The 17,446-nt window shown below is 38.3% G+C and carries 14 protein-coding genes; 10 read left to right on the top strand and 4 right to left on the bottom strand.

What is annotated here, in order from left to right; all coding sequences use genetic code 11:
- Position 1: 1 nt before the first annotated feature.
- Both RA086_RS14190 and RA086_RS14185 read right to left on the bottom strand, forming a co-directional pair.
- Positions 2–784 (bottom strand): hypothetical protein, encoded by a 783-nt coding sequence (locus RA086_RS14190; RefSeq protein ID WP_308704516.1) that lies wholly within the window; start codon positions 782–784, stop codon positions 2–4.
- Positions 781–2,862, bottom strand: coding sequence for an ATP-binding domain-containing protein (locus RA086_RS14185; protein WP_308704515.1), 2,082 nt, complete (start codon positions 2,860–2,862; stop codon positions 781–783). The genes RA086_RS14190 and RA086_RS14185 overlap by 4 nt, the downstream gene beginning before the upstream one ends.
- Positions 2,863–3,188: 326 nt before the next feature.
- On the opposite strand from RA086_RS14185, the gene RA086_RS14180 reads away from it, so the two are divergent.
- The 10 genes from RA086_RS14180 (at position 3,189) to RA086_RS14135 (ending at position 15,832) form a co-directional block, all read left to right on the top strand.
- Positions 3,189–3,278 carry a putative holin-like toxin gene (locus RA086_RS14180; RefSeq protein WP_072672334.1) on the top strand — a complete coding sequence of 30 codons (90 nt, stop codon included), beginning with the start codon at positions 3,189–3,191 and terminating at the stop codon, positions 3,276–3,278.
- Between the two features lie 242 nt (positions 3,279–3,520).
- On the top strand, positions 3,521–4,828 hold the full coding sequence (locus tag RA086_RS14175; RefSeq protein WP_308704530.1) for a Y-family DNA polymerase: 1,308 nt from the start codon (positions 3,521–3,523) through the stop codon (positions 4,826–4,828).
- Complete coding sequence (locus RA086_RS14170) at positions 4,821–5,141, top strand: hypothetical protein (protein ID WP_032809155.1); 321 nt, start codon at positions 4,821–4,823, stop codon at positions 5,139–5,141. The genes RA086_RS14175 and RA086_RS14170 overlap by 8 nt, the downstream gene beginning before the upstream one ends.
- Entirely contained in the window at positions 5,134–5,514 is a 381-nt protein-coding gene (locus RA086_RS14165; RefSeq protein WP_308704514.1) for a hypothetical protein, read from the top strand. The genes RA086_RS14170 and RA086_RS14165 overlap by 8 nt, the downstream gene beginning before the upstream one ends.
- A gap of 163 nt (positions 5,515–5,677) precedes the next feature.
- Positions 5,678–7,732, top strand: a complete 2,055-nt coding sequence (locus RA086_RS14160; RefSeq protein WP_308704513.1) for an ATP-dependent nuclease — start codon at positions 5,678–5,680, stop codon at positions 7,730–7,732.
- The gene (locus tag RA086_RS14155) at positions 7,722–9,488 is read left to right on the top strand and encodes an ATP-dependent helicase (RefSeq protein WP_308704512.1); all 1,767 of its coding nucleotides are present in this window, start codon (positions 7,722–7,724) and stop codon (positions 9,486–9,488) included. The genes RA086_RS14160 and RA086_RS14155 overlap by 11 nt, the downstream gene beginning before the upstream one ends.
- Before the next feature lie 60 nt (positions 9,489–9,548).
- Positions 9,549–12,716 carry a type I restriction endonuclease subunit R gene (locus RA086_RS14150; RefSeq protein WP_308704511.1) on the top strand — a complete coding sequence of 1,056 codons (3,168 nt, stop codon included), beginning with the start codon at positions 9,549–9,551 and terminating at the stop codon, positions 12,714–12,716.
- A gap of 13 nt (positions 12,717–12,729) precedes the next feature.
- A complete protein-coding gene (locus tag RA086_RS14145; RefSeq protein WP_158160016.1) occupies positions 12,730–14,352 on the top strand; it encodes a type I restriction-modification system subunit M in 1,623 nt (540 codons plus the stop codon).
- Positions 14,342–15,556 carry a restriction endonuclease subunit S gene (locus RA086_RS14140; protein WP_308704510.1) on the top strand — a complete coding sequence of 405 codons (1,215 nt, stop codon included), beginning with the start codon at positions 14,342–14,344 and terminating at the stop codon, positions 15,554–15,556. Before RA086_RS14145 ends, RA086_RS14140 begins: the two co-directional genes overlap by 11 nt.
- A 186-nt stretch (positions 15,557–15,742) precedes the next feature.
- Entirely contained in the window at positions 15,743–15,832 is a 90-nt protein-coding gene (locus tag RA086_RS14135; RefSeq protein ID WP_072672334.1) for a putative holin-like toxin, read from the top strand.
- A gap of 155 nt (positions 15,833–15,987) precedes the next feature.
- On the opposite strand, the gene RA086_RS14130 is transcribed toward RA086_RS14135, so the two are convergent.
- Both RA086_RS14130 and RA086_RS14125 read right to left on the bottom strand, forming a co-directional pair.
- Positions 15,988–17,112, bottom strand: coding sequence for an ArdC-like ssDNA-binding domain-containing protein (locus tag RA086_RS14130; protein ID WP_308704509.1), 1,125 nt, complete (start codon positions 17,110–17,112; stop codon positions 15,988–15,990).
- 3 nt (positions 17,113–17,115) lie between these two features.
- The gene (locus RA086_RS14125) at positions 17,116–17,331 is read right to left on the bottom strand and encodes a hypothetical protein (protein ID WP_010620903.1); all 216 of its coding nucleotides are present in this window, start codon (positions 17,329–17,331) and stop codon (positions 17,116–17,118) included.
- Between the last annotated feature and the right edge of the window lie 115 nt (positions 17,332–17,446).

Genomic DNA, 17,446 nt, shown 5'->3' with positions numbered 1-17,446 from the left:
ATTACTTGAATTTTAAGTTTGGAGTATTCCCATTTTTATCTAGTAGGTTGAATACATCAGCAACATTATATTTTTTACCAACGCCAATCTTGAAGGAACTTCCCAGATTGATATCTAAATGGTACCTTGGATGGCTTTCTGACGTGTTTTCTATGTCATCATCATATCTAACATATTCACTGTCAAAAGACAAAAATCGGCAGAACAAGACCCACCATTTATAAAAATACTCATCTTCGATATTTTTAACACCAAATGAGTCAAAAGTCTCTCTAAAAAAATCTTCAATTGTTGAAATATTATTCATATCATCGGTACCTCTAGCCGTATCGTCAACTAAGCATGAATATGGTGAGTATTTAACTACCTGTTCTTGAGATTTGGTCCCTTTAAATAAAGAATTTCCCTTTGGATTAAATAATACTGTTAGAATACTTACGTTTCTAGCATTCATGACCAAATTAGTTATAGGGTCTACTAGTTCAAATGCACCTGGTGATTGCTGGGATTCTCTTACTGTAAAAGGATTTTGCATAGTAATAATTCGCTTATCATTTTGAACGTAAATGAACCGACTGCTCATTCCCTTTCCATAGTTAAGACAGATTGTATTACTTTTTTTACAGTCTTGCGGTGTCAAGGTTTTGATCATTGACCAGGCTCTAAGCAATTCGATAACTTCTCTTATAATGTCATATTTTGTTTTTACGATACTACCATTATTGAAAGCGTCTTTTACATTATAAGGTGCTTTATATGAACAATCTCGAAAAGATAATTTCATGATTTAATCATCTGCTTCAGTCTTTTTTTATTGTTTTCAATATAATCTGAAATGTCATTCGGATTGTCAAGATCTACATCCATTTGCTGCATTATAGATGTTATTTTTCTAATAGTATTTTGAGAAATAGACGATTCATCTATAGAAAGTGAGGAAGTTAATTCATGAAGAACTAGTTCGTCATGTGACATATTAACGGCACTGGCCAGATTTTTCAACACATCTTTGCTTATAATATTGTCTTTTGTTGGCTTTTTGACTGTTAATTTTTTTTCTTGTAATAGAAGGTCTACTACTTTCTTATAAGTGGAATAAAACTCCTTATTCTCATCATTGTTAGATAATAACAATTTTGATGAAACAAACGATCTGGTTAACATCATATATAATGCGTTTCTATCCAAGACTTTATCAGATTTAAGCTCACCGTTTACCACACAGATAACAAACGGAAATTCCAGTCCTTTGATATTGTTTTGGTTGCTAATAAAGACAACATTTTCTGCATCAGTATTACGAGTTTCATAGCCCTTATTAGATTTCCAATGAAAGGTAGTATCTAGCTTATCGGAAACTTCATTTGCTTGTTGGTAGCCAATACTTTCATTTTTTTCTGTTAAGAAAATAACGGCTACATCAGAGGGGCTCATCGTTGGATTATCTTTTTTTAAATTTTTTATAGTATTGATTATATTGCCGACTATTTCCTCTTTTTTAGATAATACTATGTCTATCGCGTTTTCATTTTCATCAATGTTTTCAAATCTTCTGATGGGTGCTCTTGTTAGTGAGTACTCAATTGGGGTACTGTTTTGGTTTTTCTGAACTATATAACCACACGACTGCCACTCTTTATCCGAAAGCCATCGAATCACTTTTTTTTCTTGAAGTGCAAACCCAACTGATTGGGCAAACATAAATGTCCGTGGATCATTCCTGTAAACTCTATTCAAAAGAAAGTCCGGTTGTATGGTTTTTTCATTTAAATTAGAAAAAATATTCTGAAAAATATCGCCAGCAATAATAACCTTATCTTTTGTTACCTTTTCACATAAGTCAAAAAAACTTTCAGGGAAGTCTTGACTTTCATCTATTAGAATATCATCAAAACAAGGCTCAAAGTCATCCATTTGCCTAAGAAGCATAAGGGCATCATGACACACTTTATCGAAATCAATTTTAGGAAATCTCTGAAACCTCTGAAATGGAATTCCGTAGTATTGACAAATAAAAGCATATACTCCGGAATTACCATCAGAAGCGCTTCCCCATCCTCTCATTACCCATAAACGTTCATTCCACTTAATTTGTTCTGAAACTTGCATATAATCAAAAAATGAAATAACTCTATTATGTGTTTTGTGTTCCAAAATTTGATTGTAAAAAGTGAACGCTATCTTTGTCTTATTGGATATACCAGATACATATAAATTAACCAGTTTATGAAATAGAAGCTCAGTTTTACCCGTTCCTGCAAGGCCTTGCACTGTAATCTTTTTTTGAGGTTTGTCTTTATACATAAAGGATGTTTGATCAGAATCAAATAAAATTATCTGATTCTTAATCTTGTCAAGAGTATTTGTTGCTTCCTGTGGTACAAACGAATTGGCGTTATTAACTGATCCTATGGCAAGAGATAATATAATATTTGTTTTTCGAATTAAACTAGAATCTAATGTCCCGTTTTGTATTTTTTTAATCAATTCTTCTTGATTATTAATATTTGCAAATTCAATTATTTTTTCTTTTATATCACTTAAACGACCAATTTTCTTTTGGAATTTATATTTTGAAATCAGACTATTTAAATCTTCTAAAAAATTATTGGCATATTTTTTAAAAGCGTCATCATTCTGATTTCCAAAATTCAAAAAAAAGAATTTTCTATTTGGAATAAGTATAACGGCAGCTAATTCATATTCATAACTAAATTCTTGCTTATCTAAAAGAGGTGTATCAATAAGATATACAGGCTGATGATTTTCCCTTGAAAAACTAATTAAGGCTTCTTTTAATTCATTGATTCTTGGATTTTTTTCAAGGTGTTCTGATATATACTGAAAATAATTTTGCTCCATTATGTGCCATATCCTTTGGTTTTTATTTCATTATGACAGATTGTCCCAACAAGTACAGTCTCATAGTAGAAAAATTCTAAGATGCAACAAAACAGTATTCCAACAATTCTTGTAGACAGATAAAACTAGCGAGTATTTTCTTAAGATTCCCGTTCACCAGTGATTATACATGGCAATGACTGTCTACTTTTTATTGTGCTTGGTCAATACTTAATTCACCTGTATAATGGATTACGCAGGAAGTTTTAAGGGCGGTGGCTGTCTTTTCCCTTGTGAGGTGAGGCCCATGGGAACATGGAATAATCTTCAGGAAGGTTTCACAGTCAATGAGCGTCTTCCAGACACTCTCGTTGATGTTGCTGTTTGCAATGTTTATTTTGGCGTTGCTAACGTACATCGACAAAAGGAACAAATAAAAAAGCCGCCCTGCGTAACTTTGGCCAGTTACAGGGTAGCTTAATGCTGTCTTATTAACTTCGCCACCGCCTTTGAAGCGGCTTGCATGGGAAGTCCTGTTCTAGCGGGGCTTCCCTTTTCTGGTTACATTATAACATGACTATAACTGACTTTCGACTATTTTTAATCAGCTTTCTAGCAGCTTTTAGGGAACGTATGTTTGCCTTCTGTGCTACAATACAGGTAAAAGCTAACGGAAGTGATGAAATTGTTTACTGATGATGAACCGCATGGCGTGTTCTTCTTAATTGATAACAAGTCCTTTTATGCTAGTTGCGAAGCCGTTTTCCGGGGGCTAAATCCCTTAAAAGTCCCATTAGTGGTCCTTAGTGAAGCTGAAAATACCAATGGCGGACTCATTTTAGCCACGTCACCCGAAGCTAAGCACTTATTTCATCTTAAAGCCAACGTCTCCCGTAAACGTGACTTACCCAATGACCCCAGGTTGTGGGTCGTGCCACCGCGCATGAACCTTTATATTCAACGTAATTTGCAGATCAATCAGATCTTTCATCAATTTACCACTGAAAAAGAGGTTTGGCCGTATTCAATTGATGAAAGCATTCTTGATATGACCCATACTTGGCGGCTGTTTGGCAATTCCGTTCGCGAAGTGGCCCGCTTGATTCAAAAGACAGTTCGGCAAAAGCTAGGCTTGTATACCACCGTGGGAATTGGTGACAATCCGGTGCAAGCTAAATTAGCCTTAGACCTTTACGCTAAACATAATCATGAATTGATCGGTGAAATCCATTACGAAACTGTGCCGGATAAAATTTGGTCAATTACTGAATTAACGGACGTTTGGGGGATTGGCCCCCGTATGGCGAAACGTTTGAACCGCCTTCACATTCACAATATGTATGAGCTAGCCCATACCAACCCTTATTTACTCAAACAGCAGCTTGGCGTCATTGGTAGCCAGTTATTTGCTACGGCCTGGGGAATTGATCGCGCGCAAGTTACGGAACCAACTAAGGTTAAAGAAGCTAGCCTGGGTAATTCGCAAGTATTGCCACGAGATTATTTTAACCAAGTCGAAATTGAAACCGTCATTAAAGAAATTGGGGAACAGGTGGCGGCACGGCTTCGGCACCACCATAAATTGGCGGGGTGTCTATCGCTAAGCATTGGGTTTTCCTATGCCGCAGCCGAAACAGATGGCCGCGGTGGCTTTCACCAAGCTTTAAAAATTGACCCGACTAACGACAATCAAGTTTTGACGCAACAATTATTGTGGTTATTCCGTCAGAATTGGGAAGGTCAAGCTGTCCGGAATATTAGCGTTTATAGCAGTAAACTAAGTGCCAACTCCGGCCAACAGCTTAATTTATTTGAAACACCGCGTAACCAAATTCGCCGTAGCCGGTTAAACCAGGTGATTGATGAAATTCACCGGCAATTTGGGTTCACCAAACTAGTTTACGCGACCAGTTTATTAAAGGGAGGCACCGCTATCAAGCGGGCTTCACTAGTGGGCGGACATAATGGAGGCAATAGCTATGAATAGCGATATAGAGATTATTAAGGGGCGGTTAACCCTATTGTTTAAGCGGCGTCCCCAAACCCGCTATTGGTTAATGTTGACTAATGATACCTACGATCAGACCTATAATCTGTTTTTTAACAGTCAACGGGCTAATGAGCGCTTGCAATCCGTTCCCTTACATAAATTAGCACACTATGATTTAGCTGATTTAGAAAAGCTGTTAAAAGCATTACGACAAGATATAAAGCTAACGATCGAATTTGTCGGCTTTACAGGAGAACGGTGGCCGGCAAGTCAAAAGCTGATTCAACGAAAGCGGGTGCCCCTTGAATAACCAAGACTTTGATTTAGGCACGGTTAAGCATTTTTTTGAACACGATTATCATGACCGGGGCATGATGAAATGGCAGGGGTTCTATTTATCTGATCATACTGCCACTTTAAACCAACAGAACCAGCAGTTGAATGCAGTATACGTTCCAAGACCGCAACAATCCTTAGCAGTAATTACCGAGGTATTGGCGGACGCATATCAGCGTCAGCAACCAGTGACCATTCAATTAAAAACGGTTGACCAAAACAACCGTCATTTGCCAGATATCACCACCTTGATCCATGGCTACAATGCCAATGAGATTGTGGTTGATTCTGATCGGTTTATCCCACTACTAGAAATTCGAAATATAGTTTATAAAGGAGAAGTATAAACATTTAGTGGTTGATCTGTCCTTCATATTTAAATGCATTTTTTGCCCTACATTCTGAGATATCTAACCTTTAGAAGTCAACTGTACAACACTATAGAGTATAATTTAGTAAGATGGATTAACATTAAAGTTATAACAATCTATAAGATTGGAGAATATTAAATTGTTCATATCAAGTGTTGAAATAACAAACTTCAGAACTTTTAAGGAAAAACAAATAATTCGTTTTACAGAGGGAATTAACATTTTAGTTGGGCCCAACAATATTGGAAAAACCACGATAATATCAGCGATAAGATTAATCTTCGACAAAAATAAATTTGGATTAGATATAAATGATTTTAGTAAGACTGAAACAAAAGAAGAATTGAAAAACTGCTCTCCTAAAATCACTGTGTCAGTTAACTTGCAAAAATCAAACAAAGAAGGTAGTGATAGCGACGATCTTCTAGCAATACGCAATTGGCTGACTGATATAGATAATCCATATAAGGCAAAGATTACTATGCAGTTTCAACTTCCAACTAAATATGAAAAAGCATATTTGGACGCCGTAAAAGACTTAGACGATATAGGCAGTGTCTGGTTAGAGTTGGAAGATGAGTTTCTTCCAAAATACCAAAGAAAATATTTTGTAGGAGAGTCCGCACAACCATTAATGGATAATTCGTTAAGTCGTTTTAATTGCCAATATTTGCCAGCTATTCGAGATGCTGAAAAAAGAATGAATTCGGGAAACAAATATCTACTCAATAAACTTTTAAATTTTTTCATTGATTACGATTTAAAAAGCAATAAAGAGTTGAAAAAACCTGACATCGAAAAGATGATGCAAAAGCGACATAAAGATTTTCATGATCTGGCTGTGAGACTATTGAATAATCTTAGCCCTAGATTTAAAGAGGGTAAAAAGGAAATGCTGAAGTATTCAAGCCAAACCGGGGCTACTTTTGATGGTGAAGAACCAGAATTCAATAGTGCGTTAAATGATCACGATATCCTAAAAGAATTTAGTTTAGTTGTTAAAAATGGTGAATCAAATGTGCCAATAAATTTAAATGGGCTAGGATATAACAATTTAATTTATATTTCTTTAGTATTAGCTGAACTTCAGCAAAGTCGCGACAATTCTTATTTTGGTGACAATTCAAGTGTTTTTCCATTTCTATTAATAGAAGAACCTGAGGCACATCTTCATCCTGATATGCAATATGATTTTTTGAAATTTTTACAAAATAATATCAAGGATGGTACAACTAGTGAAACAGCAAAGCAGGTGATTATAACCACGCATTCTCCTAATATTACAGCTGCTGCTAGTTTAGATGATCTTATTGTTCTCAGTAAATATAAAAGTGGTGTTAAAATTGGATATCCTGGGGAAACGTTTATCGATAATCCAAAAGACAAGAAATTTGTAGAACGATTTTTAGATGTCACACGATCCAATTTGTTTTTTACTAATCAACTTATTCTTATTGAGGGGTTAGCGGAACAAATGCTAATACCGCAATTTATGAAAGCCGATACATCTAACATACAAAACAGACATATTTCTATTATTAATTTGTCGGGGCGCTATTTCATTCCCTTTTTAAGAATGTTTGATACAAATAAGAATCCTAATACCGCAATATATAAGCAGATTGCCTGTCTAACGGACTTAGATCCTGTTCAAGGAAAGCAAAACAAATCCTGTCCGCCAATATTCCAAACGGAACCTGACAGCAAAAATCCGAATATAGAAAGTATCAAGGCTTTGAAATCGGCTAATATTAAAGTGTTCTCACAAGATGAAGATTCTGGCTATAAGTCTAATGAAGGTTGGACGTTTGAATATCAGTTGTATATGGATAATCCTGATCTAATGCCATTGATCTTTCACGATTCTATGAGATATTGTGATGCATGGGAAAATTTGAAAAAAATGAGCAGTAAAAATCTGAGTATTGAAAAAATATCGAATACTTTCCAGAACGAAAGATCTAAACAAATGGACGAAATACTCAAGGAAAATCACAATACTAATGATTTATCAGAAATTACTGATCCCAAGTTAATTAAGCTATATCTAGGAACAATGTTTCTATATTCAATTAAAGATAAGGGCCTTTATGCGCAAGAACTTTCCGAAGAAATAAGTAGTGGTAAATCTATTACAGTGCCAAAATACATCAAAGAATGTTTCGAATGGATGGCAGATAAAAATGGATTATAAAAGAGTATCATCTCATGAGAACATAAATATTAATCAAAATTTCTTGGTATCAGCTGGCCCCGGCTCAGGGAAAACAGAATTCTTAGTAAACCATATTCATCACATAATTAAAGAGTCTGGAAAAATAAACACATTAAGAAAGGTATTGGCGATTACTTATACGAATGTTGCAGCCGATAATCTTTCAAGGCGTATTGGATATACATCTGGTCTTACGCAAGTTTCAACAATACACAGCTTTCTATCAGAATTTATACTTTTACCATACTCATGGTTATTAGAAGGCAAATATTCTTTACCAAAGAAGCTCACAATTACCCCTCATCAATTAGCGAGTTTTTCTGATTTTAAAGAGCTTTGCCAAAAATATAAATGCCAGTATATGACATATTATGACAATATTCGGGATCGTATTTCTTCAAGTATATATTTTAAGAAGCTGAATGATCATTACAGTCTTACTATTGATCAGAAAGATACACGAGTTCCAAATAAAAGGTATCATATTAAAAATGATCCTAAATTTTTTATGGAATATAAACAATCATGTTGGAAAAACGGCATCATCAATTACGATGATGTTTTGTTGTTATCATTAATCATTTTAGAAAACAATCCATTTGTTGCTAAACTGATTTCTAATAGTTTCCCATTTATCTTTATTGACGAATTTCAAGACACTTCAATAATCCAAGCTGAAATCATTAGTATTTTAGCTGATAATGGAAGCAAAGTAGGAGTTATTGGCGATGAGAATCAATCAATTTATGGATTTGCGCATTCAAGTCAGGAAACCTTTAGAAAATTCAGTCTACCGAAACTAAACAAATATTGCATTAATATAAATCACCGGAGCAGCGACCCGATAATTAAACTTTTAAATGGAATTACAGAAAATTCTGGGAAGGATCCTCAAATTTTACAGAACATACCAGGTCCTAAGCCAACTATAGTGGTTGGAGAACCTAGATTAGTTGTTAATTGGTTTTTAAAAAATCACCCCCAAAACTCAGCATGTTCCAAGATGATCATTAGTTACAGTAACGACTATATTGAACAAATAAACCCGAATTACAGTGCCCCTTCTAAAAAAATTAAGGATAATATCAATAAGATGCGCACTGATGATAGAGGAAGATTCATCTATAGTATTATAAAATCACTTAAGTTAGCTTCTGAGGGTCAAATAAACGCCGGTATTTCATCTTTCTTCCGTTCTTACGAAAAAACAAATGCTGACGAAAAATATGTCATATCAAAGTTTTATTATGCTTACAATAAAATTAATAATTACTTGAATCGTGATATTAGTACATGGTTCAACGAGATTCTTCTTGATAAGAATATTCATGAAGCAAATTCTGATAACATTTCGAAAATAATGAAGAAGATTACAGGAAGAAATAAATGCTTTTTAGGGTTGAAAGTCAAATATTTATTGTCTGATGTTCCCTTAGAAGGTACTAACTCCGAATTTAGGACTATTCATCAATCCAAGGGTGATGAAGCAGATGAAGTGCTCATTATGATAGATGACACTGGCAAAAAAAGAGAAAGTAATTTTTCGTTTTTACTAAACCCAAGCCTTAGTGGAAGTAATGAGGATGACAGGGTTTATTATGTTGCAATGAGTCGCGCAAGACATGAACTGTTTTTTTCTATTCCGTCGTTAAACAAAAATATAAGAAAGCAGATTGAAGCCACTGGTTTAGTTAAAATTCAGGATATTCTTGATATATTAAATTCCGAAGTCTAAATGCAAATTATTTTGCGTACAATAACCTGGTGAATAAAAGCAAAGGAGGGAACTGTTTTTATGCTAGAACTATCGTTTGAAAAAGAAGTTGTTAAAACCTTAACGACCGGAAGTAATCAATGGGTGGAGCGAAAAGACCTATATGGTGCGACGCCGGATCAATTATGGGCTAATTTTCGTGATAAATTAAATAACAATAACTATGCTAAATTGCAGGGACACCCTTTAACTGATACCGAATTTAATCAGGTTAAACGGGCGATTGAGGTCCGGACACCTTACGAAGCAGCTAAGTTACTAGCCGCCGAAAATGGCATTGGCAAAGTTGAAGTTGAACGTGATGATGCTAAGCTGGGCACGGTGACGCTCGAGTTGTTTTGGAAAGCGGACGTTGCTGGCGGTAAATCTAGTTATGAAGTGGTACGGCAAGCAGTGCGACCACGGTTAGCTGGTACTCAAGATGTCGATCCTGATCGCCGTTTTGACGTAACCCTATTGATTAATGGGTTACCCTTAATTCAATTGGAACTAAAAAAAGCCACGGTCGAACTTAACCAGGCTTTTAATCAAATTGAAAAATACTCGCAGGAAGGTAAATATACGGGAATTTACTCGCTGTTGCAAATGTTTGTGATTATGACGCCGGATAGTACGGCGTATTTTGCGAATGCCGAACCGGATCATTTCAATAAAGCCTTTTTGTTCAATTGGCGAACGCGGGATAATCACCCCGTGGAAAACGGCTTAGCGTTTACGCGCCAAGTCCTTAATATTCCCATGGCCCACAAAATGGTCAGTGAATATACGGTCATCGACCAAGAACGTCAGAGCTTAATTCTCTTACGGCCTTATCAGATTTATGCGATTGAAGCCGTGATGCACCGGATTCACGACCATCAAGATGGCTTTGTTTGGCATACCACGGGTTCTGGTAAAACACTCACCTCATATAAAACCGCTAAATTAGCTGCGCAAGATCCCGGTGTCGATAAGGTCATCTTCTTAGTTGACCGGCGGGATTTAGACGAACAGACAACCAGCAACTTTAGTGCCTATGCCGCCAATGATGATATTGCCATTAACGAAGCCCAAAACACCGGTGATTTAATGCGTAAATTGCAACAAAATGACGGTAAGGTCTTGGTCACCTCGATTCAAAAACTTCATCGGGCGGTCAAAAAAACGCAAGCCCAGCTGGCAACCGGTAAGCAATCCCGCTTTAGTAAAACTTTAAAGCAACGGGTGATCTTCTTTGTTGACGAAGCCCACCGGTCGCAGTTTGGTAAGATGCAAAAGGAAATTCGAGCAGCGTTTATCAATAGTAACTGGTATGGTTACACTGGCACCCCCATTTTTAATGAAAATAAGAAACAGCTCAAAGGTGATCTAGCAGTTACGACGGAGGAGCTATTTGGTAAAGTCTGTCATGTTTATAACTTGCGAGACGCCTTAGAGGACCAAGCCGTGTTACCGTTTAACGTGGAACACGTAACGACGATTGGGAAAGACACGTTAATAACCCGGGCCCTCGAAAAAGAAACTCAGCGCGTCAAAGCGCGTCGTGATAAGCAAGGCCGCCTGCTGAGTACGGCTAATGAAGCGAAAATTCAAGCCAAGATTCAAGCGATGTCAGTCAAGGACTTGGAAGAAACGTATTTAACTCCGGCTGACTTTGAGACTGATGAACATATCCAACAAGTTGTTCAATATATTTTACAAAAAGGCCCACGTAAAACCAGCTTGGGGCATGGCAACTACAATGCGATTTTAACCACCAGCTCCATTGAAATGGCGCAACGCTATTATCAAGCCTTTAAAGCCGCGAAAAAGACTACTCACAATCAGCTAGATCCTGATTGGCCCCGAATTGCGATTACTTATTCATTAAGTGAAAACGAAGATCAGAGTGCGCACAAACATGACCAAATGGCCACCATTTTAAAGGATTATAATCAGCAGTATCACACTAATTTTGATTTAGCCGATTTGAATCTCTATAACGAAGATGTCGCAAAACGGGCTGCCCGGCGTGAGGCGGTCTTTGCTCATTTGCAACCCGATCAGGAAATTAATTTAGTGATTGTGGTGCGACGATTATTAACAGGTTTTGATGCCCCTCGGCTAAACACGCTCTTTGTTGACCGCACCTTAGCTTATCAAGAACTTATTCAAGCCTACTCACGCACCAACCGGCTCCAAAACCGGGAGTTAAAACAAGAAGGCCAAATTGTGACCTTTCGGGTGCCGGCAATCATGGAAGCGAATGAACGTGAAGCTTATAAGTTATATAGTGGCGAAGGCTCTTTTAATGTCATCATTCGTCCCACTTATCAGCAGGCCGTCTTAAAATTTCAAAAGGCCGTGGTCGCTTTAAAAGCCATTGCCCCAACGCCGACGGCGGCCGATGACCTTAAAGGAACTACTGCCAAGGTACAGTTTGTGAAAGCCTTTCGCCAAGTGAATCAACAATTGAACTCACTATCGATGTACAACGATTTTACTTGGAAGAACAGCGAAAAGGCCTTTGGTATCGCTCAGCCCGAAGTAGAATCCTATACAGGTAAATATCTGCGAATTAAAGCGGCAGTTACTAACCAAGAGCCCGAGAAAGTTCCCGAAGAATTAGCCGCCTTAGACTTTTCCTTAGCCGTTGGCTCAGTCGTCTTAGTGGATTATGATTATTTGACGCAATTAATTCAAGATTGGATTGATGAACAGCAACAGTACTCGACACCCGATCAGGCCCAAGCGCATATGACGGATTACCTGCAAAATAGTGCCAAAGTACAGGCTAGTTTGAATAAATTAGCGGAAACGCAACCGCAACAGGCCCAATTAATTCGCGAAGCCATGCCTTATATTGAACAACAACTGCAACAGTCGCAGCAACAGAGTACTCAAAATCAAACTCCAGTAGCGTTAAATGCTCGGGAGTTGGTGACTGATTACGCCCAGAGACAATTGGTCAAAAAAACGACGGCCTTTGCCCACACGTGGGGCTTAGATCAAGCAGCCCTATTGCGAGTGGCGCGTGAACACACCGTAGGTACTGATGAATGGCATCATGAACAAGAATTAACGCAGTCAGCGAATTTAGCAGCGGCCTTACAAGCTCAAACTGCCACTGGACCGAAGATTCCAGCTATTTTACCACTATACCGGATTAAGTCCCAGGCCGCTTGGCGACAGTTTATTGAACACGATTTAGCAATTTATCTACAAAAATAAGTGAGGTTAAACAATGTCAGAAAAAACAACTCAAGCTAGTCAACTTGAAAGCGCCCTATGGAATGCGGCCGATGTCTTACGCGGGAAAATGGACGCTTCTGAATATAAAAATTATTTATTGGGGTTAATTTTTTATCGGTTTCTATCTGAGAAAACCTTAACGACCTTTAGTGATTGGGCAGGCGAAACCGAAAATGTCACCCGGAAATATGCTCAGTATATGGATCCTCAGTTTGAATTGGAAGGCGTCTCGGTGCAGCCCAGTTTAGTGGAGTATTTGCAAAACACGCTCGGTTATTTAATTCAACCACAAGCGTTGTACACCACCCTGATTGGCAAGATTCAAGCCCATACTTTTGCGTTAGATGATTTATCCCAGGCACTTCATGATCTGGAACAGTCGACGCAAAATCTGTCTTCAGCGCAAGACTTTTCGGGCTTGTTTGCCGATGTGGATTTAAGTAGTAATAAATTAGGCAGTTCTTTACAACAACGAAACCAAACTATTAGTGATACTATGTTAGCTTTAAATGCGATTGATCTTATCCATCATCAAGGCGACGTCTTAGGTGACGCCTATGAATACTTAATCGCGCAATTTGCCAGTGATTCTGGTAAGAAGGCGGGTGAATTTTATACTCCACGGCAGGTGTCCGACATTATTGCCCAGATTGTGACTTATCAGCGCAATGCAGGTGACAAACAAGTTCGAACTATTTATGATCCAGCGGTTGGTTCTGGTTCGCTGCTATTAAATGTCGGACAGCACGTGCAAGACCCCAATTTAGTGAGTTATCACGGCCAAGAATTGAACACCACGACCTATAACCTGGCCCGTATGAACCTAATGTTACATGGAGTCTCGTATGACGATATGCACTTACGCAATGGTGACACGTTAAGTAAAGATTGGCCGGTTGACGAGCCTTACTTATTTGATGCCGTCGTTATGAACCCGCCCTACTCGGCGCACTGGGATAACAGTGACAAACGTTTGTCTGATCCCCGCTTCCGTGATTATGGCGTCTTACCACCTAAATCTAAAGCCGACTTTGCCTTTCTGCTACACGGCTTTTATCATTTGCAGGAACACGGGACTATGGGCATTGTCTTACCCCATGGCGTGTTATTTCGGGGGGCTAAGGAAGGCAAGATTCGCCAAAAGCTCCTGTTAGATAACCGGATTGATGCCATTATTGGACTACCCGCCAATATTTTTCATTCCACTGGTATTCCAACGTTAATCATGATTTTAAAGAAACACAAAACCACTGACGACGTCTTGTTTATTGATGCGTCCCGGGAATTTGAAAAGGACAAGAATCAAAATAAGCTAACGGCAGCCAATATTCAAAAAATTGTGACCACTTATCAAAACCGGCAAGATGTCGATAAATATGCCCATGTGGCCTCACCGGCAGAAATCAAGGAGAATGACTACAACTTAAATATTCCGCGCTACGTTGATACGTTTGAACCGGAACCCGAGATTGATCTGGACCAAGTTAAAGCTGATCTGAAGCAACTGGACGAGGAAATCAGTCAGAATGAACAAGCCTTTAATGAATTAGCTAGCCAGTTAGTGACCACCCAGGTGAATGATCAGTCAAAACCGGAGGCCCACAATGAAAGATAACCAAGCTAAATATCCGCAATTAAGATTTAAAGGTTTCACTGATCCTTGGGTACAGCGGCAGGTTGGTGACTTCTTAACTGAGAGTCGAATTCCAGGGTCTAATGGTGCGATCTCAAAGAAACTTACGGTTAAACTTTGGGGTAAGGGCGTTATCCCTAAGGAGACTGTTACAGACGGTAGTGAGGCAACGAAATACTATGTTCGTAAAGCTGGCCAATTCATGTATGGGAAACTTGATTTTCTACATGCGGCATTTGGAATTGTGCCAGAAAACCTTGATGGATACGAATCTACGCTAGATTCACCGGCGTTCGATATTGCCAACTTAAACAGCACATTTCTAATGGATACTGTGATGCGCAAGAGCTTTTATTTGTATCAAGGAAATATTGCTAATGGTTCTAGAAAGGCAAAGCGTATCCACGTTGATACCTTTTCAGATATGCCGATTGATGTGCCAACATTGGATGAACAAGATAAAATAGGATATTTCTTTGATCAGCTAGATAATCTTATCACTGCTAACCAGCGTAAGTTAGATTTGCTCAAGGAACAGAAAAAAGGCTACTTGCAAAAAATGTTTCCAAAAAATGGCGCAAAAGTTCCTGAATTGCGATTTGCGGGGTTTGCTGACGATTGGGAAGTGCGTAAGTTAAAAGACGTTTTAGACATATCCAAAACCAAAAATAAAGCTCAGCAGTATGGAAAGGTCGATGTTCTGTCTGTATCTCGAGAAGTTGGAACTGTTAATCAAATAAAATATCAAGGTCGATCGTTTGCTGGATCTGACCTTTCTAATTACAAGGTAGTCCAAGGCGGTGAATTAATATATACCAAAAGTCCACTTAAAGGCGCTCCCTACGGAATATTTCAGGTCGCGACTATAAAAGGAATTCTATCCCCTTTATATGCTGTGTATACGTCTACAGATAAAGCTTATACGCCATTTGTAGCGATGGCATTGAAAAACGATAATATCGCTACACACTACCTAACTCCATTAGTCACAAAAGGCGCAAAAAATACTATTAATGTGACTGATGAAGGAGCATTAGAAGGAAAAATACAATTTCCAAGTATTTTGGAACAAAAACAAATTTTTATATTTTTCAAACAACTAGACGATACTATCGCTCTTCATCAGCGTAAGCTTGAAAAACTCCAAGAACTTAAAAAAGGGTATCTACAAAAGATGTTTTGCTGATTCTTAATTTGATCAAATTTAGGATCCTATGAAACCCCATGACTTAATTTTTATTGTGCTTGGTCAATACTTAATTCACTTGTATAATGGATTACGCAGGAAGTTTTAAGAGCGGTGGCTGTCTTTTCCCTTGCGAGGTGAGGCCCATGGGAACATGGAATAATCTTCAGGAAGGTTTCACAGTCAATGAGCGTCTTCCAGACACTCTCGTTGATGTTGCTGTTTGCAATGTTTATTTTAGCGTTGCTAACATACATCGACAAAAGGAACAAATAAAAAAGCCGCCCTGCGTAACTTTGGCTAGGTTACAGGGTGACTCAACTATCATTTCTTAACTAATGCCACCGCCTTTGAAGCGGCTTGCGCGGGAAGTCTTGTTAGCGCAAGACTTCCTTTTTCTATTACATTATAGCATGTCCCTTAAAAACTGGCTAACGTTTTAGGCTTTGATCAGGTTCAGAATCTGGTTGTTTAATTTCTGGATTCTGTTTAGCAAATGATTTCAGTTGTTTTTGAGTTCGCTCACTGATTTCTTCATGTATCTCATGTAACTGGTTTTTAAATTGTGTTTTTTGTTGTGGATTAGTCATTTGCTGAACTTGTTGTTGCAAGCTTTGATAGGACTTATTCAGTGACTGAGCTGATAGCTTTTTTAGATCATGCTCAGGTTCTTTTTGTGCTTCTTGTAAGCCTAGTTGTTTGGTTAACCCGTCACTAAGCTCAATCACTTTGTTGCTAACTTGCTGGATTTCACTTAAAGCACTATGGATCACAGCTGTATCTTTAGCCCAGGTAGCCACATAACCGAGTGAATAGTTACTGGTATCAACGCCAATATTTTGCATGGCAACATATGCGACCGCTTCGGCTTGGGTTTCCTGATAGGCTCGTGGGCGATCTTTAAAGGCTGATTTTAACCCATGTAACTGACTATGCGCATATTCGTGATATAACGTCTTTAGTTTCAAAGCATTGTCGGGCTCATCGCCACCAATGACGATTTCATTAGTGCTGGGTTGAAAATACCCCTTAGCCCCATTTAGCGTCGCTAAAGGAACTTCACTGACTTTAAGGTCGGGTTGCTGGTTTAAATAATCTTTGAACGCGTTATATAAGCTTGTCACATTCTGATGATCAGCCAAATTTTCTTTGACAAAGTCTTTAGCGCTTAGGACGGGTTCACCACTAGTTTGTGCCACGTCGAAGATGGGCAGGTAACGATAACCAACAATGGCCCGTTCGTCGGTAGTATCAAGTCGCTTTTGCTCAGCGGGTGTCAATTTCTTAATAATTGGGGCCGCAATTCGAATGGACTTAGCGCCCTTATTAACGGTGCGGTTAAAATCTGTTTGCCATTGCTTAAATCCCGCGACTTGAGTGGCTTGCGGATTTTGCGCATAAATCAAATCAATGTTTCTGGCGCTATAATGATGGAATTTAGCCAAGGTATTGAGGTACTTTTTAAATTGGCCACTATCGGTTAATTTTAGGATTTGTTGTTCAGCCTGGGCGACTAATTGTGCTTTCCAGGCTTTAACGTCGGCTTTACTCGGCATTGTCTACCCCTCCTCATCTTCAAAAATATCATTCAATGTCGGCAATGATCTTATTTGAATCGGGGTCGTGCCATAAAGGGCAACGTAGCCATCGGCTAATTTTTGCCAAGCCACTTGATAATAAGCCCCATTTCCAGTAATTTCTTTTAAATATTTGTAGGTTCCTTTAGTCTGCAAAACCGGTAATTCACTCCCAATGACTGTTAATTCGTTATCCATTTCATGATCTCCTTTGCTTTGTTAATCTCACTCGTTGTTCAGGTTTGCTTTGGGTGCTTTAAAGCGAACCTGAACAACGGGTTCACCAACCGGAACGTAGTGTAGGGCGGTAGGC

This window comes from Lactiplantibacillus brownii (genome assembly GCF_031085375.1).
GTDB lineage: Bacteria > Bacillota > Bacilli > Lactobacillales > Lactobacillaceae > Lactiplantibacillus > Lactiplantibacillus brownii.
The sequence above is the reverse complement of the archived record's forward strand: the minus strand, read 5'-3'. Positions and strand labels throughout refer to the sequence as shown.

Bases quoted from the DNA above. Each gene is read 5' to 3' on its own strand.
- RA086_RS14145 (WP_158160016.1), top strand. From the start codon at position 12,730: ATGTCAGAAAAAACAACTCAAGCTAGTCAACTTGAAAGCGCCCTATGG.
- RA086_RS14185 (WP_308704515.1), bottom strand. From the start codon at position 2,862: ATGGAGCAAAATTATTTTCAGTATATATCAGAACACCTTGAAAAAAAT.
- RA086_RS14135 (WP_072672334.1), top strand. From the start codon at position 15,743: ATGAGCGTCTTCCAGACACTCTCGTTGATGTTGCTGTTTGCAATGTTT.
- RA086_RS14170 (WP_032809155.1), top strand. From the start codon at position 4,821: ATGAATAGCGATATAGAGATTATTAAGGGGCGGTTAACCCTATTGTTT.
- RA086_RS14155 (WP_308704512.1), top strand. From the start codon at position 7,722: ATGGATTATAAAAGAGTATCATCTCATGAGAACATAAATATTAATCAA.
- RA086_RS14140 (WP_308704510.1), top strand. From the start codon at position 14,342: ATGAAAGATAACCAAGCTAAATATCCGCAATTAAGATTTAAAGGTTTC.
- RA086_RS14130 (WP_308704509.1), bottom strand. From the start codon at position 17,112: ATGCCGAGTAAAGCCGACGTTAAAGCCTGGAAAGCACAATTAGTCGCC.
- RA086_RS14150 (WP_308704511.1), top strand. From the start codon at position 9,549: ATGCTAGAACTATCGTTTGAAAAAGAAGTTGTTAAAACCTTAACGACC.
- RA086_RS14180 (WP_072672334.1), top strand. From the start codon at position 3,189: ATGAGCGTCTTCCAGACACTCTCGTTGATGTTGCTGTTTGCAATGTTT.
- RA086_RS14125 (WP_010620903.1), bottom strand. From the start codon at position 17,331: ATGGATAACGAATTAACAGTCATTGGGAGTGAATTACCGGTTTTGCAG.
- RA086_RS14190 (WP_308704516.1), bottom strand. From the start codon at position 784: ATGAAATTATCTTTTCGAGATTGTTCATATAAAGCACCTTATAATGTA.
- RA086_RS14175 (WP_308704530.1), top strand. From the start codon at position 3,521: ATGAAATTGTTTACTGATGATGAACCGCATGGCGTGTTCTTCTTAATT.